This is a genomic window from Ponticoccus sp. (in: a-proteobacteria), from assembly GCF_048381735.1.
In genome coordinates, this window is the sequence record NZ_JBLXGL010000002.1 from 580,547 (window position 1) to 601,820 (window position 21,274).

Below are 21,274 nucleotides of genomic sequence, written 5' to 3' on the forward strand. Positions count from 1 at the left end.
CCCGGCGCGTGGTCGCGTCGGGCCAGCCGGATCACTCGATCAGGCCCAGCTTGGTCATGTATTCCTTGTGGCTGGCCAGGATCGCGCCTGCCTCGGGCGACCGGGTGCCCCAGTCTTCCCAGGCGACCTGGGCGGCGCGCCGGAATTCCGCGCGGTCTTCCGGCGACCAGTCGTAGAGGGTCACGCCCTGCTCGACCAGCGCGGCGGCGGCTTCGGCATTGGCCTTCTCGTTCGCAAGCGCGATCTGGAAGGACAGCTTCTGCCACGCGGTGTCGATGATGCGGCGGTGCGCGTCGCTCAGACCGTCCCAGACGGCCTTGTTGCAGGCCAGGTGGTCCGAAGGCATCGAGTGGAAGCCGGGGTAGGTGGCATGCTTGACGATGTCGTAGAGGCCAAGACCGACGTTGTTGGCCAGACCGGAGGCGTCGGCGCCGTCGATGATGCCGGTTTCAAGCGCGGTGAAGATCTCGGTGAAGTCCATCACGATGGGCGAGGCGCCCAGCTCTTCGAAGATCTCGGTTTCCATGCCCGGGGGCGACCGGAACTTCCAGCCCTTGATGTCTTCGAAACCGTTCAGCGGCTTGGAGGAGGAGAGCGATTCCTGACCGTAGATCGACCAGCCGATCAGCTGCATGTCGTTGGCGTTGTACAGTTCCTGGGCGGCGTCGTAGCCACCGCCGTGGTACAGCCAGCTGTACTGCTGCCAGGGGGTCTCGTAGCCGCCCATGATGTCGCCGACGAACTGGAACGCCGGGTTCTTGCCGGTCTGGTAGGCGCCGCCGGTGGCATCGCAGTCGACGATGCCGTTGATGGCCGCGTCGAAGGTTTCGGTCGTGGCGACCACGGACGAGCTGTAGAACATCTCGATGGCGATGGCGCCGTCGGACATGGTCTGCACGTCGTCGATGAAGGTGGCCAGCATCTGGCCGGTCGGGTGCTCGGTTGCGTAATGGGTCTGCATGCGCAGGGTGACGTCCTGCGCAAAGGCCGGAACGGCCACGACCGAGGCCATCGCCGCGGTTTTCAGAATCGAGACAAGCTTCATCAGTATCCTCCCAGAGGGGGCCGGAGCCCCGGAAAAGTTGCGCGTCCTCCACGCGCAGATGGTATACCATCGGGTTAGAACGCTAGCGAAAGCCGCCTCGACAATCAACCATTTTTGGTATACCAAATTTCGGAAATTGCTCTGCGTGGAAGAAAAAGCGACATTCCCGCAGGGTCGAAGGACTGGGGGGAGCATGGCGGACAAGACTCTGCCCGAGACGATCGCGCACCAGTTGCGCCGCGAGATCCTGCGCGGGAAACTGGCGCCGGGGGATTCGATCAAGGAACGCGACAACGCCGCAGAGATGGGGGTCAGCCGGACCCCCATGCGCGAGGCGATCCGCATCCTTGCCAAGGAGGGGCTGGTGATCCTGCGCCCCTCGCGCAGCCCGATCGTGGCCAATCCCTCGTTGCAGGAAATCTGCGACAACATAGAGGTTCTGGCCACGCTGGAACTGAAGTCGGCGGAACTCGCCTGCGAACGGGCGACGGATGCGGAAATCGCGGGCATTCGCGAGATCCAGGAATACATGGAGAAGGTCTATGACGACCTCGATGCCGTGGATGTCTTCGAGATCGACATGAGGTTCCACGTCGCCATCGCCCAGGCCTCGCACAACGCTTCCATGGCCGAAGCCCACAACGCCTATCTCTCGCGGCTCTGGCGCGCACGCTTCCTGTCGGCGGCGCGCAAGCGGTCCCGCGACCGGGTGCTGAACCAGCACCGCGCCATCGTCGAGGGGCTGGTGGCCCGCGATGCCGCCCGCGTCGCCCGCGAGATCGGCGGCCACCTGGAACACCTGTCGATCAACGTCCGGCACCGCTTCGAGGAAGACGCGCTGGCGCTCACCGAGGCGCGCACGTAAACCACGGGCCGGGGGTCGTTACAGGACACCCGAAGTTCTAAGGAGGAAGAACGCACCATGAAACTGTTGCGATTTGGGCCCGCGGGCTCTGAAAAGACCGGGATGCTGGATGCCGAAGGCAAGGTTCGCGATCTGTCGGCCCATCTGCCGGTTCTGGCCGGCGCGGCGCTGACGCCGGACTCGCTGGATCGCATCCGCGCGCTGGACCCGGCCTCGCTGCCGCTGGTCGAAGAGCCGGGCCGCATCGGCGCCTGCCTCGCCTCGGTGCCGAACTTCTTCTGTATCGGTCTGAACTACGCCAAGCACGCGGCAGAGACCGGCGCCAAGAACCCGAAAGAGCCGATTCTCTTCTCGAAGGCCACCTCGTCGCTGTCCGGTCCCTTCGACCCGGTGGTGATCCCGCGCACCTCGGAAAAATCCGACTGGGAGGTCGAGCTGGGCGTGATCATCGGCCGCGAGACGCTCTATGTCTCGGAGGAGGACGCGCTGGATCACGTGGCGGGCTACTGCGTGATCAACGACGTGTCCGAGCGCGCCTTCCAGGCGGAACGCAGCGGCCAGTGGATCAAGGGCAAGTCGGCGCCGACCTTCGGGCCCTGCGGCCCCTACCTGGTGACCGCGGACGAGGTGCCGGACCCGCAGGCGCTGGAGCTGTCTCTGGACCTGAACGGCGAGCGCGTGCAGGACAGCGACACCTCGGACATGATCTTCTCGGTGCGCGAGATCGTCAGCTACATGAGCCAGTTCATGAAGCTGATGCCGGGCGACATCATCGCCACCGGCACGCCCTCGGGCGTGGGTCTGGGCATGAACCCCCAGCGCTTCCTGAAGCCGGGTGATGTCATGGAGCTGCGCGTCGCGGGCCTTGGCGAGCAGCGCCAGGAAGTGGTCGCCGCCGGGTAAGCCGCGCGACCCGACAAGGGTCCGAAAAAGGGGCGCCGCGGTCGAAACCCCGGCGCCCTGTTTCTTCTGTCCGAAAATATCCCGGGGAGCGCGAGGGGCTGGCCCCTCGCATGGCCGCCGCCGGATCGAACGGCTCAGTGGATCAGCGATCCGCCGTTCACGTCCACCTCGGAGCCGGTGACATAGGCGGAAAGATCCGAGGCGAGGAAGAGGCAGCAGCCCGCCACGTCCGAGGCCTCTCCGGCGCGGCCCATGGGGATGCCGTCGAGGATCATCTCCATCATTTCGGGCGTCAGTTTGCCTCCGGTGATGTCGGTGGCGATGAAGCCGGGACAGACCGCGTTCGAGCGGATGCCGTCGGGCGCCAGTTCGCGGGCCATGGCCTTGGTCAGGCCCAGCACACCCGCCTTCGCCGCCGAGTAGTGCGGCCCGCCGAAGATGCCGCCGCCGCGTTGTGCCGAGACCGACGAGATGTTGACGATCGAGCCGCTCCTGCGCTCACGCATGTGCGGGATGATCGCCTGGCTCATGTAGAGGGTGCCGCGCAGGTTCACGTCGGTCACCGCGTCGTAGTTCTCGGGCTCGATCTGCATCAGCTTCAGCGGTTGGGTGATGCCCGCGTTGTTCACGAGGATGTCGGCCTGACCGAAGGCTTCCAGCACCGCCGCGGCGGCGTCGATGCAGGCCCATTTGTCGGTGACGTTGCAGGCCAGACCGATGTGGCCCGCGCCGGGCAGGTCGGCGGCGGCGGCCTTGGCCGCGTCGAGGTCGAGGTCGAGCACGGCGATCTTCGCACCGTGTTCGGCGAAGAGCGTCGCGGTGGCCTTGCCGAGGCCGCGCGCCGAGGCGGCGCCGGTGATGATGGCGGTCTTGCCGTCGAGAAGTGTCATGCGGTGTGCTCCATGTTGGCGGGGGAGGGGGGCAGGTGGGGGCTCTGCCCCCGGCGCCTTGCGCCTCCCCCGGGATATTTTCGGACAGAAGAAGCTGGGGTCAGAGCCAGGATTTGACCGAGGCGCAGATGGCCTCGACCGAGATCCCGTATTGGTGGTGCAGGGTGGGCAGGGCGCCCGCGTCGAGGAATTCGTCCGGCAGGCCGATCATGCGGAAGCTCGGGTGGATGCCGCCGGTCAGCAGCGCGGTGGCGACGGCTTCGCCGAGGCCGCCGATCAGGCTGTGGTTTTCGGCAGTGACGACGAGGCGGCCGGATTTCGCGGCCGCGGCGCGGATGGTCTCGGTGTCGAGCGGTTTGATCGTGGGCACGTGCAGGACGGCGCAATCGGTACCGTCCTTGGCCAGCTGGGCGGCGGCGTCGAGGGTGCGCATGGTCATGAAGCCCGAGGAGATGAAGAGCACGTCGCGGCCCTCGCGGATCACCTGTGCCTTGCCCGGTTTGAACTGGTAGCCGTAGTCGCCCAGCACGTCGGGCACCTTGCCGCGCAGGAGGCGCATGTAGACGGGGCCGTCGATGGTCCCCATGGCGTGGGTGGCCTGCGCGGTCTCGGTGGCGTCACAGGGGTCGATGATCGTCAGGTTGGGCATGCCGCGGAAGATCGCGAGGTCCTCTGTCGCCTGATGGCTGGGGCCGTAGCCGGTGGTCAGGCCCGGCAGGGCGCAGCAGATGCGCACGGGCAGGTTTTCCTCGGCGATGGCCATGGCGATGAAGTCATAGGCGCGGCGCGAGGCGAAGACCGCGTAGGTGGTGGCGAAGGGCATGAAGCCCTCGCGCGCCAGCCCGGCGGCGGCGGAGATCAGCACCTGTTCGGCCATGCCCATCTGGTAGAAGCGGTCGGGGTATTCCTTCGCGAAGATGTGCATGTCGGTGTATTTCGACAGGTCGGCGGAGAGGCCGACCACATCGTCGCGCTGCGCTGCCAGTTCGCAGAGCGCGGTGCCGAAGGGGGTGGCGATGGTCTCGCGCCCCTCCGCATCCAGAGAGGCGATCATGGCGGAGGTGCGGGCGCCCTCGGCGCCCGGTGCGGTGCGCGGGGCGTATTTGGACTTGCGGCGGGAGTTCGGGCCGAAGGGAACGTCGGTCATGTGGGGCTCCTGTCTGGGGGTGAAGGGGCTCTGCCCCCGGCGCTGCGCGCCTCCCCCGAGGTATTTCGGGACCAGAGAAGGGCGGATCAGGCGGGCTTGTTGGCGTCGTGGATCGCCAGCGCCTTTTGCCATTCTTCCGGCTCGACGCGGACGAAGTGGGTGATCTCGCGCTCTTCGAGGAAGGGGATGCCCTTGCACATCCTGGTGTTGCAGATGATTACGCGGGGCTTGGCGTCTTTCAGCGTCCGGGCGGTGTCGAAGGCTTGCACCAGCGCGTCCATGTCGTTGCCGTCGACCTCCTGGGCGTGCCAGCCGAAAGCCTCCCACTTGGGGGCCTCGGGCGTCTGGGCCAGCGCGTCGCGGGTCGGACCGTCGGCCTGCTGGTTGTTGAAGTCGACGATGGCGATCAGGTTGTCGAGCTTCCACTGGGTCGCGGACATCACCGCCTCCCATGTCGAGCCTTCGCCCAATTCGCCGTCCGAGAGCAGGTTGTAGACGAAGCGGTCCGAGCCCTTGCGCTTCAGCCCCATGGCGGCACCCACCGCGATGCCGAGGCCGTGGCCGAGCGAGCCGCCGGTGATTTCCATCCCCGGCGTGTAGCTGGCCATGCCGGACATGGGCAGGCGCGAGTCGTCCATGCCGTAGGTGGCGATTTCGTCCTCGGGCAGGATGCCGGCCTCGATCATCGCGGCATAGAGCGCGATCGCGTAGTGGCCGATCGACAGGTAGAAGCGGTCGCGGCCCTCCCACTCGGGGTCGCCGGGGCGGTAGTCCATGGCGTGGAAGTAGCTGACCGCAAGCAGGTCGGCGGCGCCGAGCGCCTGGCCAATGTAGCCCTGCCCCTGCACCTCGCCCATCAGAAGCGCATTGCGGCGGATCGCCCAGGCGCGCTGTGCAAGGCTGGTGTTGGAGCCGGGTTTGCCGGTGTCGGTGGTCATGGGGCCTGCCTCCCTGCGGATCGTGTCGGCGCGATCACTGGCGCGCAGGGGGCGCATTTTCAATCGGGTTTTCTTAAGCATTTCGTTAGCGGATCTAAATGGAAGGCCCTGGCGTGCTGCCGCATGGTCGCCGCGACCCATTGCAGGAGGAGAGAGACCATGAACCTGTCGCGCATGCTGGCAGAACGCACCGCCGAGGGCCGCCCGGTGCGGGTGGGGCTGATCGGGGCCGGGAAATTCGGCTCGATGATCCTGGCGCAGGCGAAGTGCATTCCGGGCTATCACATCGTCGGCATCGCCGATCTGGACCCGGTGAAGGCGCGCGGATCTTTGGCGCGGGTCGGCTGGTCCGAGGACCGCTATGCGGCGACCTCCTTCGGCGACGCCATGGACAACGGCACGGCCTTCCTGACACAGGACGCCAGGGCGCTTTGCGAGGCCGAGGGGATCGAGTGCATCATCGAGGCCACCGGCCACCCCATCGCCGGGCTGCGGCATGCCATGGCCGCCATCGACGCGGGCAAGCATGTGGTCATGGTCAACGTCGAGGCGGACGTCCTGTGCGGCGCGCTGCTGGCGGAGCGGGCGCGGCAGAAGGGCGTGGTCTATTCCATGGCCTACGGCGACCAGCCCGCGGCGATTTGCGAGCTGGTGGACTGGGTGCATGCCTGCGGCTTCGAACTGATGGCGGCGGGCAAGGGCATGAACTTCGCCCCCGCCTACCGCTATTCGACGCCGGACACGGTCTGGGGCTACTTCGGCTGGAGCGAGGAAGAGGTCGCGGCAGGCGACTTTAACCCGAAGATGTACAACTCCTTCACCGACGGCACCAAGGCGGCGATCGAGATGGCCGCCGTCGCCAATGCCACCGGGCTCGACTGCCCCTCGGACGGGCTGACCTTTCCGCCCTCGGGCCTGCAGGACCTCGCAGAGGTCTTCAAGCCGGTCAGCGCGGGCGGGCGGCTGGAGAAACCCGGCATCGTCGATATTGCCGCCAGCCGCGAGCCGGACGGGCGCATGGTGTTGAACAACATCCAGTACGGCATGTTCGTGACCTTCAAGGCGCCCGACGAATACACCCGCGCCTGTTTCCAGCAATACGGCCTGCTGACCGACAAGTCGGGCTGGTACGGGTCCATGTGGCGGCCCTTCCACCTGATCGGGCTGGAGACCTCGGTCTCGGTGCTCTCCGCCGTGCTGCGGGGCGAGGCGACGGGGTCCTCGACGCGCTACCGCGCCGATGCGGTTGCGACCTCCAAGGGCAGCTTTCAGGCGGGCGAGTTCCTTGACGGCGAGGGCGGCTACAAGGTCTGGGCCAAGGCGATCCCGGCCACGCAATCGGTGCAGAAGAACGCCCTGCCCATCGGGCTGGCGCATCACGTCAAGCTGAAGCGCGCCATCGAGAAGGATCAGGTGGTCAGCTTCGACGACGTCGAGATCGTGGAGGATCTGGACATCGTGCAGATGCGGGAGGAGCAGAAGGCGCTGCTGGACGGCTGAGGGCTGGCGCAGGATGGGGCGGGGCCCATCCTGCCAGTCCGACCGGGGTGGGCCCGGGCGCGCCGTCTCCCAACAGGCGGGGTTTGGTCGCACGGAGACAGGGCAAGGTCAAGACCTGCAAGGGCTGGGAAAGCCCCGGCTTTCCGCGCTATCAAGCGGGTGCCGCCACGGGGAGGGCGGCATCCATGCGCGACATCAACCTCAAGGCGACGGAATACTTCGAGGCGGTGGCCCGTCTGGGCACCGTGACCCGCGCCGCCGGAGAGCTTGGCGTTTCGCCCTCTGCCGTCAGCCAGCAGATCCGCCTTTTGGAGACGCAGCTTGGCATCCGCCTGTTCCGGCGCGAGAAGCGGCGGCTGGTGCTGACGCAGGACGGCGACCGGCTGTTTCAGGTCACCACGCAGGCCTTCGGCGCACTCAGGAACGCGCGCAATGCCATCGGGCGGCAGCGCGACATGCGGTCCCTGTCGCTGCGGGTCAGCCCGACCTTCGGGGTGCGCTGGCTGGGCACCCGCATCGCCCGCTTTGCCGAGTTGCACCCGGACTGGGCGATCCGCGTCGACGCCACCCCCGACTATTCCAGTTTCGAGACCGAGGCCATCGACCTCGACCTGCGCTACGGGCAGGGCGACTGGGCGGGGCTGACGGTGGAACCGCTGATGCATGACCTCGTGCTGCCCATGGCCAGCCCGGCCTACCGCGACCGGCTGGTGGCCGAGGTGGGCGCGGACCCGGCCGAGCTTCTGACGGCGGCGCGGCTGATCGACAGCGTCAAATCGCTCTTGCGCTGGGATCTCTGGCTGGCGGCCACCGGCGTGACGCTGGCGCTGCCGCAGTACCCCTTCCGCTTCGACCGCTCCTCGATGGCGCTGGAAATGGCGCGCGAGGGCGGCGGCGTGGCACTGGACAGCGCGGCGCTCTGCCTGCCGCAACTGGCCGAGGGGTCGCTGGTGCCGCTGTTCCCCACGCTGCCGGTCATCGAGTTCCCGGCCTATTGGTTTGTCTGCCCGCCGCGCCACCTGAACCGCCGTATCGTCGGGCGCTTTCACGGCTGGATCGAGGGCGCCGCGAAGGAGCACGAGGCCGAGACCCGCGCCTGTCTGACCGCGCTGGGATGTTCCTTCGCGCCGCCGGTGCCGCAGGCCGGATTTGACCCCGATACCCTGTAGTCCGTGACACATCCTTGTTAGGAGAACTTCAAAGGCAGCCGGTGCAAAACCGGGTAAGGCCTGTCGCCAGACGACCCCAAGGCCCCCGGGAGAAGACCCATGACCGATATCCAGAGCATGGCCAACGCCATCCGCTTTCTTGCGCTCGACACCATCCTGAACGCGGGCGAGGGGCATCAGGGCGTGCCACTGGGCATGGCAGAGATCGCCGCGACGCTTTACGCCAACCACCTGAAGGCCGCGCCCGCCGACCCGCTCTGGCCCGACCGCGACCGGGTGGTTCTGTCGAACGGCCATGGCTCGACGCTGCTCTATTCGCTGCTGCATCTGGCGGGCTATGACGCGGTCTCGCTGGACGCGCTGAAGACCTTCCGCCGTCTGGGTTCGACCTGCGCGGGCCACCCCGAGATCGAGCAGCACGCGGGCATCGAGATCACCACCGGCCTTCTGGGGCAGGGCATCGCCTGCGCCGTCGGCATGGCGGTGGCCGAGGCGCGGCTGAACGCGGAATTCGGCGGCGATCTGGTGGATCACCGGACGTGGGCCTTTGTCGGCGACGGCTGCCTGCAAGAGGGCGTCGGCCAAGAGGCGGTGTCGCTGGCGGGGCACCTGCGGCTGGGCAAGCTGACCTTCCTCTGGGACGACAACCACATCACCGACGACGGCGACACGCTGCTGTCGATCTCCGAGGACGTGCCCGCACGCTTCCGCGCCGCCGGGTGGCATGTGCAGGAACTGGACGGCCACGACATCGCCGCCGTCGATGCAGCGCTGGCGGCGGCGAAGGACGACCCGCGCCCCTCGCTGCTGGCCTGCCGCACGACCATCGCGCGCGGGCTGCCCCGGCTTCAGGGCCAGCGCGGCGGTCACAGCGCGCCGCTGACGCCGCAGGACCGCGTCGAGGCCTGCACCGAGCTGGACTGGAGCGCCGGGTCCTTCGAGGTGCCCGAGGCGGTCCGCGCCGACTGGGCGCAGGCCATGCAGCGCGCCGCGACGGATCACGGCGACTGGCAGCAGCGCCGCGCGGGCCATGCCGAGCGTGCCGATTTCGACCGCTGGATCTCGGGCGCGCTGCCCGACGACTGGGCCGGGACGGCCAACCGCCTGCGCGCGCAGGCCGCGCTGGAGCCGCGCGCCACGATCCTGTCCTCGGGCGACGTCTGCGACGCGCTGGCCGAGGCCCTGCCCGAAACGCTGGTGCTCTGCGCCGACCTCGAGGCACCGACGAACCACAAGCGCGGCCGCCATGCGCTGACGGCGCAGGACCGCAGCGGGTCATACGTGCATTGCGGCGTGCGAGAGCACCTGATGGGCGCCATGACCGACGGCATTGCCGCCCATGGCGGGCTGCGACCGGTCAACGTCACCTATCTGGCCTTCGCCGATTACGAACGCCCCGCCATGCGCATGGCCGCGCTGATGGGGCTGCCGGGCCTGTTTGTCTTCAGCCACGATTCCATCGGTGTCGGCTCGAACGGGCCGACCCACCAGCCGGTCGAGATCCTCGCCAGCTACCGCGCCATGCCGAACTTTCGCGTCTTCCGCCCCGCCGACGCCATCGAGACCGCCGAGGCCTGGGAGATCTGCATGGAAAGCCGCCGCACGCCCGCGCTGCTGGCCCTGTCGAAGCAGGAGGCGCTGCCGGTGCGCCGGGACGGGTCGCGGAACCTCAGCCGCCGGGGCGCCTATGTGCTGCCGGGGCACGAGGGCGCGCGTGACGTGACGCTGCTGGCCACCGGGACAGAAGTCGCGCTGGCCGTCGAGGCCCGCGCCCTGCTGGCCAAAGAGGGCATCCGCGCCGCCGTCGTGTCGATGCCCTGCTGGGAGCTGTTCGACGAACAGGACGCGGCCTACCAGTCCGACGTCCTTGGCACCGCGCCGCGCGTCGGGGTCGAGGCGGCGATGGAATTCGGCTGGCAGCGCTGGCTGGATCGCGGCGACGCCTTTGTCGGGATGACGGGCTTCGGCGCATCGGATCGGACAGAGGCGCTGTACCGGCATTTCGGCATCACGGCAGAGCGGATCGCCGAAGAGGCACGGGGTCTTCTGGGGCGCTGACCTCAGGCGCGGCTGCGGCTTTCGGGGCGGTCCCGGCGGGTCTCGGGCTTGTCGGCGTACATGCGGTGATCGGCGGTGGCCAGAAGATCCTCGTAGCGGCGCCCGTCCGCGGGCCAGACCGCCGCGCCGATGGCCGCGCCGCCATGCGGCAGCAGCACCGTCACGCCCGGCTGCCGTTCCCAGGTGATCGGCTGCGCCAGCGCCGCGCGCAGATCGGCCAGCCGGTCCGGCAGGCTTTCCGCATCGGCGCCGCGCAGCCATAGCCCGAACTCGTCGCCGCCAAGGCGCCCGACCAGATCGCCCTCGCCCAGGGCGGCGCGCAGGGTGCGGGCCACCAGCCGCAGCACATGATCACCGGCGGCGTGACCGAAACGGTCGTTCACCGGCTTGAAGCCGTTCAGGTCGACGAAAAGCAGGGCGCCGTCCAGATCGCCCCGCGCAAGGCCGCTGGCGCAGCGCAGGCGGAAGGCATGGGCGTTCAGCAGGCCGGTCAGCATGTCGGTCTTGGCGATGGTGTCCAGTTGCGCTGCCGTGCGGCGCAGGCGCTGCCGCTCTTCCTCGGCGATGGCCAGCCGTTCCTCGGCTTCGGCATGGGCGGCGGTGAGGCTGCGCAGCCGCGCCGCCGCGCCGGGCGCGGGGTCGGCCTTCAGCATGACCATGCCGTGTTTCTCGCCGGGCAGCGGATCGACCCGCCAGGCCTGAAAGGCCTGCGTCGTGCTGCCGAAACTCAGCTTCATCGGGATGGCCCGGGTGCCGCACAGCGCCTGGGCCAGGCCCCGGGCGATCCCGCAGCTGTCAGAGGTCGCAACGGCGGGCAATAGGGCGCGGGTGGTCAGCCCGTGCAGCCTGCGCGCCTCGCGGTTGGCCAGCAGGATGCGCCAGGAGCAGTCGAGCAGGATCGCCGCCTGCGGCGAACGCTCTATCGACTGGGCGATCAGGCTCAGCGCGAAGGCGGTGCCGGATTGCTGTGACATTCTCCGCGACCCCTTGTCTTGCCTCAGATCGCGGCGCAGCGGCAAGGGCGCGGCACGGCGGGCGCAGCCGGTCCCCGCCTCTGCAAGGGTGTGGTGGGGGACGCAGGCAAGGGGCATCCGGTAGGGCGTGGTCCCGCCGGTCCGTGCAGTCTGTGGCTCATGGTCGTCCCCCGGACAAAAAAACCGCTCAATAAGTCTCTTAGGAGCCGAGTCCCTAATGATCGGTTAATGCCCGCGGGAAAGCGGCGAGGGGTCGGCAAGGATCCTCTCATGGGCGGGGGGTGCCCGGCTCGCGCTGCGGCAATGTATACGGCTGCATACTGTGGACCTGTGCCCAAGTTTGGCCTATGGGTGGCCAGACTCGAACGAAGGGAATTCTTCATGTCCGATCAGACCACGCCTGACATCATCTACACCAAGGTCGACGAGGCGCCCGAGCTGGCCTCGGCCTCTTTCCTGCCGATCATCCAGAAATTCGCCTCTGCCGCCGGCGTGACCGTCGGCACGAAGGACATCAGCCTCGCCGGGCGCATCATCGCAACCTTCCCCGAGGCGCTGACCGAAGAGCAGCGTATCCCCGACGACCTCGCGATCCTCGGCGAACTGGTCAAGACGCCCGAGGCCAACGTGATCAAGCTGCCGAACATCTCGGCCTCGGTCCCGCAGCTGGTCGCCGCGATCAAGGAGCTTCAGGCGCAGGGCTACGCGCTGCCCGATTACCCCGAGGCGCCCGCGACCGACGCGGAAAAAGCCGCGCGGGCCAAGTACGACACCATCAAGGGCTCTGCCGTGAACCCGGTCCTGCGCGAGGGCAACTCTGACCGCCGCGCCGCCGCTGCGGTGAAGAAATTCGCGCAGAACAACCCGCACCGGATGGGCGCGTGGACCGCGGACAGCAAGACCCGCGTCGCCTCCATGTCGGGCGGCGACTTCTTCTCGAACGAAGTCTCCGCGACCCTCGACAAACCCGCGACCGCGAAGATCGTGCTGGAAACCGCCGCTGGCGAGACGGTCCTCAAGGACGGCGTGTCCTACCCCGCAGGCACCGTTGTCGACGCGACCTACATGTCGGCCAAGGCTCTGGATGCCTTCCTCGCCGACGAGATCGCCAAGACCAAGGACGAGGGCACGCTCTTCTCGCTGCACATGAAGGCCACGATGATGAAGGTCTCTGACCCGATCATCTTCGGCCACGCGGTGACGCAGTGGCTGAAGCCGGTCTTCGACCAGTATGGCGACCGCATGAAGGAACTGGGCGTCGACCCCAACGGCGGCCTGGGCTCGCTGCTGGAGAAGGTGAAGGACGAGGCCGACATCATGGCCGCCATCGACGCGGTGCGCGACACCCGTCCGCCGATGTACATGGTGAACTCGGACAAGGGCATCACCAACCTGCACGTCCCGTCCGACGTGATCATCGACGCCTCGATGCCGGCGCTGATCCGCGCGGGCGGCAAGGGCTGGGGCCCTGACGGCAAGGAACACGACACCAACTGCGTGATCCCCGACAACAGCTATGCGCCGGTCTATGAGGCCTCCATCGCGTTCTTCAAAGAGAACGGCGCGCTGAATCCGGCCACCGCGGGCACGGTCCAGAACCTTGGCCTGATGGCGCAGAAGGCGGAAGAATACGGCAGCCACCCGACCACCTTCGAAATCCCCGAGGACGGCACCGTGAAGATGGTGCTGGACGACGGCACCGTGCTGCATTCGCACAAGGTCGAAGCGGGCGACATCTGGCGCTCTGCCTCGGCCCGCAAGGCACCCATCGAGGACTGGGTGAACCTGGCCATCGAGCGGCAGAAGGCCACCGGCTACCGGTCGATCTTCTGGCTGGACGCGAACCGCGCCCATGACGCCCAGCTGATCGCCATGGTCAAGCCGATCCTCGAAGCCAAGGGCGTGGCCGACAAGTTCGAGATCATGGCGCCCCGCGAGGCGACCATTGCCTCGCTGGAGACCATCACCAAGGGCGAGAACACCATTGCCATCACCGGCAACGTGCTGCGCGACTACCTGACCGACCTCTTCCCGATCCTCGAACTGGCGACCTCGGCCAAGATGCTGTCCATCGTGAAGCTGATGCAGGGCGGCGGGTTGTTTGAAACCGGCGCCGGCGGCTCTGCCCCCAAGCACGTCCAGCAGCTGCAGGAAGAGAACCACCTGCGCTGGGACAGCCTGGGCGAGTTCTGCGCGCTGGGGGAATCGTTCAAGTTCCTCGCCGACCAGAAGGGCAACGCCAAGGCGCGGGTGCTGGGTGACGCGGTAGAGGCCGCGACGCAGGGCATCCTCGACCACGACCGCTCGCCCTCGCGCAAGGTCGGAGAGCCGGACAACCGCGACAGCCACTACTGGTTCGCCCGCTACTGGGCCGAGGCCCTGGCCGCGCAGTCCGACGACGCCGAACTGGCGGCGCATTTCGCGCCCATCGCCAAGGCGCTGGCCGATGGCGAGGCGGCGATCACCGGCGAGCTTGCGGCAGCGCAGGGCAAACCGGCGGATCTGGGTGGCTACTACCACAGCGACCCGGCCAAGACGGCGGCGGTGATGCGTCCCAGCCAGACGCTGAACGAAATCATCGGCTGATCGGACAACCGAGTGCTGACGAGATCGGGCGTCCCCTGCCGGGGGCGCCCTTTTTCATGGGCGGCGCGGCCTGCCGAGGCGCCGAAGTCTTGCAAAGACTTCGGGCCGTTTTCTTTGAAAGAAAACGGTCCCCCGGCGATGTCGGAAGTACGTCCGCGCCCAAGAGGCAGGCCCTCCGGTCCCCGGCGCTGCGCGACAGGGCGTGAAGCTCCTGCAGCACCATGCGGCGGCTCTCGCCGCGATCCGGCCTGTCGCCCAGGCAGGCCAGCCGCGCGGTCGGATGCGCAAGGCGGTCCTGCCGGTCCAGCATGTGCCGCAGCCATGCGGGGCGCCGAGGGCAGGGAAGGGCGATTCCGGCTCCGGCGGGCTGTCGAAGCAGGCCCTGCCGGGACGGCGGAACAGGCGCGGGAAAAGCCACATACCATGGAGACAGGCGCTTGGTCGCGCCGGGCAAAACCGCATTTCCCGGCGCTCCGGGCCCAACATGCCATTGCCCTTCGGGGTCTGCCCCACTAGGTCGGGACGTAACCCGCGCGGAGGACAGGACCATGCAGACTCCCTATTACCTGATCGACAAGGCCCGCCTGCTGCCGAACATGGAAAAGATCGCCTGGCTGCGCGAACACTCGGGCGCCAAGGCCCTGCTGGCGCTGAAATGCTTCGCCACCTGGTCGGTCTTCGACATGATGAGCGAGTACATGGACGGCACCACATCTTCCTCGCTCTTCGAGGTCAAGCTGGGCCGCGAGAAATTCCCCGGCGAGACCCACGCCTATTCCGTGGCCTGGGCGCCGGACGAGATCGACGAGGTGCTGGCCTCCTCCGACAAGATCATCTTCAACACCGCCCAGCAGCTGACCCGCTTCGAAGAGGTGTCGCGGGGCCATACCCGCGGGTTGCGCGTGAACCCCGGCGTCTCCACCAGCGGCTTCGACCTTGCCGACCCGGCGCGCCCCTTCTCGCGCCTCGGCGAACACGCGCCCGAGGACATCGCACCGGTGGCCGACCTGATCAGCGGCTTCATGTTCCACAACAACTGCGAGAACGCGGATTTCGAACGCTTCGACGCCATGCTGGGCATGATCGAGCAGCGCTTCGGCCATCTGATCCGCCGCATGGACTGGATCAGCCTCGGCGGCGGCATCCACTTCACCGGCGAGGGCTATCCGCTGGACAGGCTGGCAGAACGGCTGAAGCGCTTCGCCGGCACCAACGAGGTGCAGGTCTACCTGGAACCGGGCGAGGCCGCGATCACCAAGTCGACGACGCTCGAGGTCACGGTGCTCGACACGCTCTACAACGGCAAGAACCTCGCCATCGTCGACAGCTCGATCGAGGCGCATATGCTCGACCTGCTGATCTACCGCGAAAGCGCCAGGATGGCCGAGTCGGGCGAACAGGAATGGATGATCTGCGGCAAGAGCTGCCTTGCGGGCGATATCTTCGGAGAGTTCCGCTTCCCGGCGCCGCTGAAGCCCGGCGACCGTTTGTCCATCGACGACGCCGCCGGTTACACAATGGTCAAGAAGAACTGGTTCAACGGGGTGCAGATGCCGTCCATCGCGATCCGGGAACTTGACGGAACCGAACGCCTCGTGCGCTCTTTCGATTACCAGGATTTCGCGGCGGCCCTGTCGTGATGCAGCCGCGCCCCCCGGGGCGCATGACTTACAGCCAAGGAGGGACCGGCATGAAAAAGACCGTTCTCATCATCGGCGCCGGTGGCGTCGCTCAGGTGGTCGCGCATAAATGCGCGCAGAACAACGACGTGCTGGGCGACCTGCATATCGCCAGCCGCACGAAGTCTAAATGCGACGCCATCATCGCCAGCGTGCATGACAAGGGCGCGATGAAGGTGCCGGGCACCTTCGAGGCACATGCGGTGGACGCCACCGACAGCGCCGCCGTCGCCGCGCTGATCCGCCAGACCGGCGCGCAGATCTGCATCAACGTGGGCACCGCCTTCGTGAACATGCACGTGCTCGACGGCTGCATCGAGACCGGCTGCGCCTATATCGACACGGCGATCCACGAAGAGCCCGAAAAGATCTGCGAGACGCCGCCCTGGTACGCCAACTACGAGTGGAAGAAACGCGATCTCTGCGCGGAAAAGGGCGTCACGGCGATCCTCGGCGCGGGCTTCGACCCGGGCGTGGTGAATGCCTTCGCGCGCTTTGCCATCGACCAGATGGACGAGGTCAAAAGCATCGACATCGTCGACATCAACGCCGGCTCGCACGGCAGATATTTCGCCACCAACTTCGACCCCGAGATCAACTTCCGCGAATTCACCGGCGTGGTCTACTACTGGGAAGACAAGCAGTGGAAAGAAACCACCATGTTCGCCTCGGGCCACGAATGGGACCTGCCGGTGGTCGGCCCCTCCAAGGCCTACCAGTCCGGCCATGACGAGGTGCACTCGCTGGCCACCAACTACCCCGACGCGGACGTGCGCTTCTGGATGGGCTTCGGCGACCACTACATCAACGTCTTCACGGTGCTGAAGAACATCGGCCTCCTGTCCGAGCAACCGGTCAAACTGGCCGACGGCGGAGAGGTCGTGCCCCTGAAGGTCGTCAAGGCCTGCCTGCCCGACCCCGCCAGCCTCGCGCCCGACTACACCGGCAAGACCTGCATCGGCGACCTCGTGAAGGGCACGAAGGACGGCCAGCCGGTGGAATACTTCGTCTACAACGTGGCCGACCACAAGGAAGCCTACGAGGAAGTGGGCAGCCAGGGCATCTCCTACACCGCGGGCGTTCCCCCGGTGGCCGCCGCCATGCTGGTGGCCGACGGCACATGGGACGCGAAGACCATGAAGAACGTCGAGGAACTGGACCCCAAGCCCTTCTTCACCCTCCTCGACGCCATCGGCCTGCCGACCCGCGTCCTCGTGGGCGGCCTCAAGGGCGAAGACAAAAGCTGGACCGAGGTCTGACAGCAGAGGGGGCGTGCCCGGACCGGCGCGCCCCCTCTTCTTTGGTCGTCCAAATACCTCGGGGGAGGCCCGTGAGGGCCGGGGGCAGAGCCCCTGTAACCGCGCCTCCCACGAGAGCCTCACCCGCGAAGCGCCCAAAATTCTTCAAGAATTTTGCCCGCGCATGAAAAAGCCGGGGCGCCGCTACAGCGCCCCGGCCATATCCGTTCAAATCCCGCTTACTGCCAGGACTTGATCAGCTCGTCATAGGACACGGTCTTGGGCTCTTCGTCCTCGTTGTCCAGCTTCGCCTTGGGCGAGCCTTCCATCGCAAGCCACTCCTGCGGGTCCTTTTCCTCGTTCAGCTTGGGGCCGATGTCGCCCTGGATGCCGGCACGCTCCAGGCGCTCCATCACCCGCTCCTGGTCGGCACAAAGCGCGTCCAGCGCCTCTTGCGGGGTCTTGGCACCCGACATGGCATCGCCGATGTTCTGCCACCACAGCTGCGCCAGCTTCGGGTAGTCCGGCACGTTGGTGCCCGTGGGCGACCATGCCACCCGCGCGGGCGAGCGGTAGAATTCCACCAGGCCGCCCAGCTTGTCGGCGCGCTCGGTGAAGCTCTCGTGCTGGATCGTCGACTCGCGGATGAAGGTCAGGCCGACATGGGCCTTCTTCACGTCGACGGTCTTCGACGTCACGAACTGCGCATAAAGCCATGCGGCCTTGGCGCGGTCGACGGGGGTGGACTTCATCAGCGTCCAGGAACCCACGTCCTGATAGCCGATCTTGGTGCCCTCTTCCCAGTAGACGCCATGCGGCGAGGGGGCCATGCGCCACTTGGGCGTGCCGTCCTCGTTCATCACCGGCAGGCCGGGCTTCACCGTGTCGGCGGTGAAGGCGGTGTACCAGAACATCTGCTGGGCGACATTGCCCTGCGCCGGGATCGGGCCGGCCTCGGAGAAGGTCATGCCCGCGGCCGCCGGGGGCGTGTATTTCTCCAGCCACTCGATGGCCTTGGTGACGGCATAGACGGCAGCGGGGCCGTTGGTCGCGCCGCCACGGGCCACGCAGGACCCCACCGGCTGCGACTGCTCGTTCACGCGGATGCCCCATTCGTCCACCGGCAGGCCGTTCGGCTCACCCTTGGACCCGGCGCCGGCCATCGACAGCCAGGCATCGGTGTAGCGCCAGCCAAGGCTGGGGTCCTTCTTGCCGTAGTCCATGTTGCCGAAGATTTCGCCATCGACGCCCATGTGCGACAGGTCGCGCCCGGTGAAGAACTCGGCGATGTCCTCGTAGGCCGACCAGTTGACCGGCACACCCAGCTCGTAGCCGTATTTCTCCTGGAAGTCGGCCTTGTTCTTCTCGTCGTTGAACCAGTCGTAGCGGAACCAGTAGAGGTTCGCGAACTGCTGGGTCGGCAACTGGTACAGCTTGCCATCCGGGGCAGTGGTGAAATCCGTGCCGATGAAGTCTTCGATGTCCAGCGTCGGGCTGGTCACGTCGGCGCCTTCGTTGGCCATCCAGTCGGTCAGGTTGCGCACCTGCTGATAGCGCCAGTGGGTGCCGATCAGGTCGCTATCGTTGACATAACCGTCATAGATGTTCTCGCCCGACTGCATCTGCGTCTGCAGCTTCTCGACCACGTCGCCCTCGCCGATCAGGTCGTGGGTGACCTGGATGCCGGTGATCGCGGTGAAGGCGGGCGCCAGCACCTGGCTTTCGTATTCGTGGGTGGTGATGGTCTCGGAAACGACCTTGATTTCCATCCCGGCCATCGGCGCGGCGGCGTCGATGAACCACTGCATCTCGGCTTCCTGCTCTGCGCGGGTCAGGGCGGACATGTCGCCGATCTCCGCGTCGAGGAACTCGGTCGCCGCGGCCATGTCGGCCCAGGCGCCCGAGCCGGTGAGGCTCAGCGCCACCGCAAGCGCGGTGGTCGATTTCAGCATCAAGTTCATTCTTGGATCCTCCCTTATGTGAACTTGTAGTCGCTGCGCCCGCCTCTCCTTGGCGGACGCGGGTTCAGGTCATACCCAGCGGAACACCGCCGCCGCGTAGACAAGACAGGCGGCCAGCGCCCAGGGCTGGGTCTCGGGGCCGATCAGCCCGAGCCACGCGAGGTTGATGAAGGCGCTGCCCAGAAGCGTGATGAACAGCCGGTCGCCGCGCGTGGTCTCGATCCGCAGGATGCCGGTGCGCGGCGTCTCGGGGAACTTGATCGCGAGAACGGTGAAGGTGATCAGGAGGCCTGCGATGACCATGAAGAAGATCGCCGTGGGCCAGGTCCATGCCATCCATGCCATTAGCGGTATCCTCCTGCGACGATTTTGTGGGGTATGCCGTCAACCACCAGAGGGAACCGGCGCGCATGCGCCAAGCCCGCCCTCCCCCCCGGGAGGGCTTTCCCGCGATGCCCCAACCCGAAAGGACGACGGTCCTGTTGAGCACTGTCGTGCCAGCCTGCAGCCGGGCATGCGCCCCCCCGAGGTCGGGCTTGGCGCCTGCGCGCCTCTGTTGTGGCCCTCATCACACCCTCCCCAGGGCAAAGCCCTTGGCGATGTAGTTGCGCACGAACCAGATGACCAAGGCCCCCGGCACGATGGTCAGGATGCCCGCCGCCGCCAGCACGCCCCAGTCGATGCCGCTCGCGCCCTGCGTCCGGGTCATGATCGCCGCGATGGGCTTGGCGTCCACCGTCGTCAGGGTGCGCGACAGCAGCAGTTCCACCCACGAGAACATGAAGCAGAAGAAGGCCGCCACGCCGATGCCCGACGCGATCAGCGGCATGAAGATCTTCACGAAGAAGCCGCCGAAGCTGTAGCCGTCGATATAGGCCGTCTCGTCGATCTCTTTCGGGACGCCGCGCATGAAGCCTTCGAGGATCCAGACCGCCAGCGGCACGTTGAAGAGGCAATGCGCCAGCGCCACCGCGATATGCGTGTCGAAGAGACCCGCCGAGGAATACAGCTGGAAGAAGGGCAGCGCGAAGACCGCTGGCGGCGCCATGCGGTTGGTCAGCAGCCAGAAGAACAGGTGCTTGTCGCCCATGAACGAGTAGCGCGAAAAGGCATAGGCGGCGGGCAGGGCCACGGCCAGCGAGATCGCGGTGTTCATGACCACGTAGATCAGCGAGTTCACGTAGCCCATGTACCACGCCGGGTCCGTCAGGATCGTGCGGTAGTTGTCCAGCGTCGGGTAGGCCGGGATCAGAGTGAAGGTGTTGAGGATCTCGGTGTTGGTCTTGAAGCTCATGTTGAGCAGCCAGTAGATCGGCAAGAGCAGGAACAGCAGGTACAGCGTCATGACCACGGCGCTGCCGTTCACCTTCAGGCGCTTGGCCACGGGTGCGCGGACGGTGACAGAGCCGGATGTTGCGTCGGCCATCTTACATCCCCCTTTTGTCGAGGTTGGTCATGACGGTGTAGAACACCCAGGAAATCAGCAGGATGACGAGGAAGTACATCAGGCTGAAGGCGGCGGCGGGGCCGAGGTCGAACTGCCCCAGAGCCATCTTCACCAGGTCGATGGACAGAAGCGTCGTGGCATTGCCCGGGCCGCCTCCGGTGACGACGAAGGGTTCGGTGTAGATCATGAAGCTGTCCATGAAGCGCAAGAGGATCGCGATCATCAGCACGCCCGCCATCTTGGGCAGCTCGATGTAGCGGAAGACCTTCCAGCGGCTCGCCTGGTCGATCTTGGCGGCCTGGTAATAGGCGTCGGGGATCGACTTCAGGCCCGCGAAGGCCAGCAGTGCCACCAGCGAGGTCCAGTGCCAGACATCCATCACGATGATGGTGATCCAGGCCGCGAGGGTGTCCTGCGTGTAGTTGTAATCGATCCCCAGCTTGTCCAGCGTGTAGCCCAGAAGGCCGATGTCGACCCGCCCGAAGATCTGCCAGATGGTGCCCACCACGTTCCACGGGATCAGCAGCGGCAGCGACATCAGCACAAGGCAGAAGCTGGACCAGAAGCCCGACTTCGGCATGTTCAGCGCCACGAAGATGCCCAGCGGCACCTCGATGGCGAGGATGATGCCCGAGAACAGAAGCTGCCGCCGCAGCGAGTTCCACATGCGGTCGTCGTGCAGCATCTCTTCGAACCACTCGAGGCCCGCCCAGAAGAACTGGTTGTTCCCGAAGGTGTCCTGCACCGAGTAATTGACGACGGTCATCAGCGGGATCACGGCAGAGAAGGCCACGAGCAAGAGCACCGGCAGCACGAGGAACCAGGCTTTCTGGTTGACGGTCTTTTCCATCAGGCGGCTCCTTCTTCGGTCCGA

At 66.8% G+C, this 21,274-nt stretch carries 17 protein-coding genes; 8 read left to right on the forward strand and 9 right to left on the reverse strand.

Annotated features, from left to right (window positions below):
* Positions 1–31 precede the first annotated feature (31 nt).
* On the reverse strand, positions 32–1,045 hold the full coding sequence (locus ACN5KJ_RS06950) for a TRAP transporter substrate-binding protein (RefSeq protein WP_418592891.1): 1,014 nt from the start codon (positions 1,043–1,045) through the stop codon (positions 32–34).
* A 193-nt stretch (positions 1,046–1,238) separates the two neighbouring features.
* Here ACN5KJ_RS06950 and ACN5KJ_RS06955 point away from each other — a divergent pair, with 193 nt between their 5' ends.
* The gene (locus ACN5KJ_RS06955; protein WP_347166499.1) at positions 1,239–1,910 is read left to right on the forward strand and encodes a GntR family transcriptional regulator; all 672 of its coding nucleotides are present in this window, start codon (positions 1,239–1,241) and stop codon (positions 1,908–1,910) included.
* 57 nt (positions 1,911–1,967) lie between these two features.
* Entirely contained in the window at positions 1,968–2,813 is an 846-nt protein-coding gene (locus ACN5KJ_RS06960; RefSeq protein ID WP_418592893.1) for a fumarylacetoacetate hydrolase family protein, read from the forward strand.
* Positions 2,814–2,947: 134 nt separating this feature from the next.
* Here ACN5KJ_RS06960 and ACN5KJ_RS06965 read toward each other — a convergent pair whose 3' ends face one another.
* The 3 genes from ACN5KJ_RS06965 to ACN5KJ_RS06975 all read right to left on the reverse strand — a co-directional run bounded on the left by ACN5KJ_RS06965 (position 2,948) and on the right by ACN5KJ_RS06975 (position 5,788).
* Positions 2,948–3,703 (reverse strand): SDR family NAD(P)-dependent oxidoreductase, encoded by a 756-nt coding sequence (locus ACN5KJ_RS06965; protein ID WP_418592895.1) that lies wholly within the window; start codon positions 3,701–3,703, stop codon positions 2,948–2,950.
* A 100-nt stretch (positions 3,704–3,803) separates the two neighbouring features.
* Complete coding sequence (locus tag ACN5KJ_RS06970; RefSeq protein WP_418592897.1) at positions 3,804–4,850, reverse strand: transketolase family protein; 1,047 nt, start codon at positions 4,848–4,850, stop codon at positions 3,804–3,806.
* A gap of 86 nt (positions 4,851–4,936) precedes the next feature.
* Positions 4,937–5,788 (reverse strand): transketolase, encoded by an 852-nt coding sequence (locus ACN5KJ_RS06975; RefSeq protein WP_418592899.1) that lies wholly within the window; start codon positions 5,786–5,788, stop codon positions 4,937–4,939.
* Between the two features lie 159 nt (positions 5,789–5,947).
* Between ACN5KJ_RS06975 and ACN5KJ_RS06980 the strand changes: the two genes are divergently transcribed.
* From ACN5KJ_RS06980 to ACN5KJ_RS06990, 3 genes are all read left to right on the forward strand, one after another.
* Positions 5,948–7,288 (forward strand): NAD(P)H-dependent oxidoreductase, encoded by a 1,341-nt coding sequence (locus ACN5KJ_RS06980; protein ID WP_418592900.1) that lies wholly within the window; start codon positions 5,948–5,950, stop codon positions 7,286–7,288.
* A gap of 185 nt (positions 7,289–7,473) precedes the next feature.
* Positions 7,474–8,457, forward strand: a complete 984-nt coding sequence (locus tag ACN5KJ_RS06985; RefSeq protein ID WP_347166503.1) for a LysR family transcriptional regulator — start codon at positions 7,474–7,476, stop codon at positions 8,455–8,457.
* A 99-nt stretch (positions 8,458–8,556) separates the two neighbouring features.
* A complete protein-coding gene (locus ACN5KJ_RS06990; protein WP_418592902.1) occupies positions 8,557–10,515 on the forward strand; it encodes a transketolase family protein in 1,959 nt (652 codons plus the stop codon).
* Positions 10,516–10,517: 2 nt separating this feature from the next.
* Here ACN5KJ_RS06990 and ACN5KJ_RS06995 read toward each other — a convergent pair whose 3' ends face one another.
* Positions 10,518–11,489: a GGDEF domain-containing protein gene (locus tag ACN5KJ_RS06995; RefSeq protein WP_418592904.1), complete on the reverse strand. Its 972-nt coding sequence runs from the start codon at positions 11,487–11,489 to the stop codon at positions 10,518–10,520.
* Positions 11,490–11,870: 381 nt separating this feature from the next.
* Here ACN5KJ_RS06995 and ACN5KJ_RS07000 point away from each other — a divergent pair, with 381 nt between their 5' ends.
* From ACN5KJ_RS07000 to ACN5KJ_RS07010, 3 genes are all read left to right on the forward strand, one after another.
* Positions 11,871–14,075, forward strand: coding sequence for an NADP-dependent isocitrate dehydrogenase (locus ACN5KJ_RS07000; RefSeq protein ID WP_418592905.1), 2,205 nt, complete (start codon positions 11,871–11,873; stop codon positions 14,073–14,075).
* 548 nt (positions 14,076–14,623) lie between these two features.
* Complete coding sequence (locus ACN5KJ_RS07005) at positions 14,624–15,715, forward strand: carboxynorspermidine decarboxylase (protein WP_418592907.1); 1,092 nt, start codon at positions 14,624–14,626, stop codon at positions 15,713–15,715.
* 50 nt (positions 15,716–15,765) lie between these two features.
* Positions 15,766–17,013 (forward strand): saccharopine dehydrogenase NADP-binding domain-containing protein, encoded by a 1,248-nt coding sequence (locus tag ACN5KJ_RS07010; protein ID WP_418592909.1) that lies wholly within the window; start codon positions 15,766–15,768, stop codon positions 17,011–17,013.
* Positions 17,014–17,231: 218 nt separating this feature from the next.
* Here the strand turns inward: ACN5KJ_RS07010 and ACN5KJ_RS07015 are convergent, their stop codons facing one another.
* From ACN5KJ_RS07015 to ACN5KJ_RS07030, 4 genes are all read right to left on the reverse strand, one after another.
* Positions 17,232–18,953, reverse strand: a complete 1,722-nt coding sequence (locus ACN5KJ_RS07015; RefSeq protein WP_347166510.1) for an ABC transporter substrate-binding protein — start codon at positions 18,951–18,953, stop codon at positions 17,232–17,234.
* 69 nt (positions 18,954–19,022) lie between these two features.
* The gene (locus ACN5KJ_RS07020; RefSeq protein WP_418592911.1) at positions 19,023–19,298 is read right to left on the reverse strand and encodes a DUF2160 domain-containing protein; all 276 of its coding nucleotides are present in this window, start codon (positions 19,296–19,298) and stop codon (positions 19,023–19,025) included.
* Positions 19,299–19,521: 223 nt separating this feature from the next.
* On the reverse strand, positions 19,522–20,379 hold the full coding sequence (locus tag ACN5KJ_RS07025) for a carbohydrate ABC transporter permease (protein ID WP_418592912.1): 858 nt from the start codon (positions 20,377–20,379) through the stop codon (positions 19,522–19,524).
* 1 nt (position 20,380) lies between these two features.
* Positions 20,381–21,250 carry a sugar ABC transporter permease gene (locus ACN5KJ_RS07030; protein ID WP_347166512.1) on the reverse strand — a complete coding sequence of 290 codons (870 nt, stop codon included), beginning with the start codon at positions 21,248–21,250 and terminating at the stop codon, positions 20,381–20,383.
* Between the last annotated feature and the right edge of the window lie 24 nt (positions 21,251–21,274).

Excerpts from the sequence above, each read along its gene's own strand:
- ACN5KJ_RS06980 (WP_418592900.1), top strand. The coding sequence starts at position 5,948 with ATGAACCTGTCGCGCATGCTGGCAGAACGCACCGCCGAGGGCCGCCCG.
- ACN5KJ_RS06960 (WP_418592893.1), top strand. The coding sequence starts at position 1,968 with ATGAAACTGTTGCGATTTGGGCCCGCGGGCTCTGAAAAGACCGGGATG.
- ACN5KJ_RS06995 (WP_418592904.1), bottom strand. The coding sequence starts at position 11,489 with ATGTCACAGCAATCCGGCACCGCCTTCGCGCTGAGCCTGATCGCCCAG.
- ACN5KJ_RS07005 (WP_418592907.1), top strand. The coding sequence starts at position 14,624 with ATGCAGACTCCCTATTACCTGATCGACAAGGCCCGCCTGCTGCCGAAC.
- ACN5KJ_RS06955 (WP_347166499.1), top strand. The coding sequence starts at position 1,239 with ATGGCGGACAAGACTCTGCCCGAGACGATCGCGCACCAGTTGCGCCGC.
- ACN5KJ_RS06965 (WP_418592895.1), bottom strand. The coding sequence starts at position 3,703 with ATGACACTTCTCGACGGCAAGACCGCCATCATCACCGGCGCCGCCTCG.
- ACN5KJ_RS07000 (WP_418592905.1), top strand. The coding sequence starts at position 11,871 with ATGTCCGATCAGACCACGCCTGACATCATCTACACCAAGGTCGACGAG.
- ACN5KJ_RS07025 (WP_418592912.1), bottom strand. The coding sequence starts at position 20,379 with ATGGCCGACGCAACATCCGGCTCTGTCACCGTCCGCGCACCCGTGGCC.
- ACN5KJ_RS06990 (WP_418592902.1), top strand. The coding sequence starts at position 8,557 with ATGACCGATATCCAGAGCATGGCCAACGCCATCCGCTTTCTTGCGCTC.
- ACN5KJ_RS07020 (WP_418592911.1), bottom strand. The coding sequence starts at position 19,298 with ATGGCATGGATGGCATGGACCTGGCCCACGGCGATCTTCTTCATGGTC.
- ACN5KJ_RS07015 (WP_347166510.1), bottom strand. The coding sequence starts at position 18,953 with ATGAACTTGATGCTGAAATCGACCACCGCGCTTGCGGTGGCGCTGAGC.
- ACN5KJ_RS06985 (WP_347166503.1), top strand. The coding sequence starts at position 7,474 with ATGCGCGACATCAACCTCAAGGCGACGGAATACTTCGAGGCGGTGGCC.
- ACN5KJ_RS06950 (WP_418592891.1), bottom strand. The coding sequence starts at position 1,045 with ATGAAGCTTGTCTCGATTCTGAAAACCGCGGCGATGGCCTCGGTCGTG.
- ACN5KJ_RS07030 (WP_347166512.1), bottom strand. The coding sequence starts at position 21,250 with ATGGAAAAGACCGTCAACCAGAAAGCCTGGTTCCTCGTGCTGCCGGTG.
- ACN5KJ_RS06970 (WP_418592897.1), bottom strand. The coding sequence starts at position 4,850 with ATGACCGACGTTCCCTTCGGCCCGAACTCCCGCCGCAAGTCCAAATAC.
- ACN5KJ_RS06975 (WP_418592899.1), bottom strand. The coding sequence starts at position 5,788 with ATGACCACCGACACCGGCAAACCCGGCTCCAACACCAGCCTTGCACAG.
- ACN5KJ_RS07010 (WP_418592909.1), top strand. The coding sequence starts at position 15,766 with ATGAAAAAGACCGTTCTCATCATCGGCGCCGGTGGCGTCGCTCAGGTG.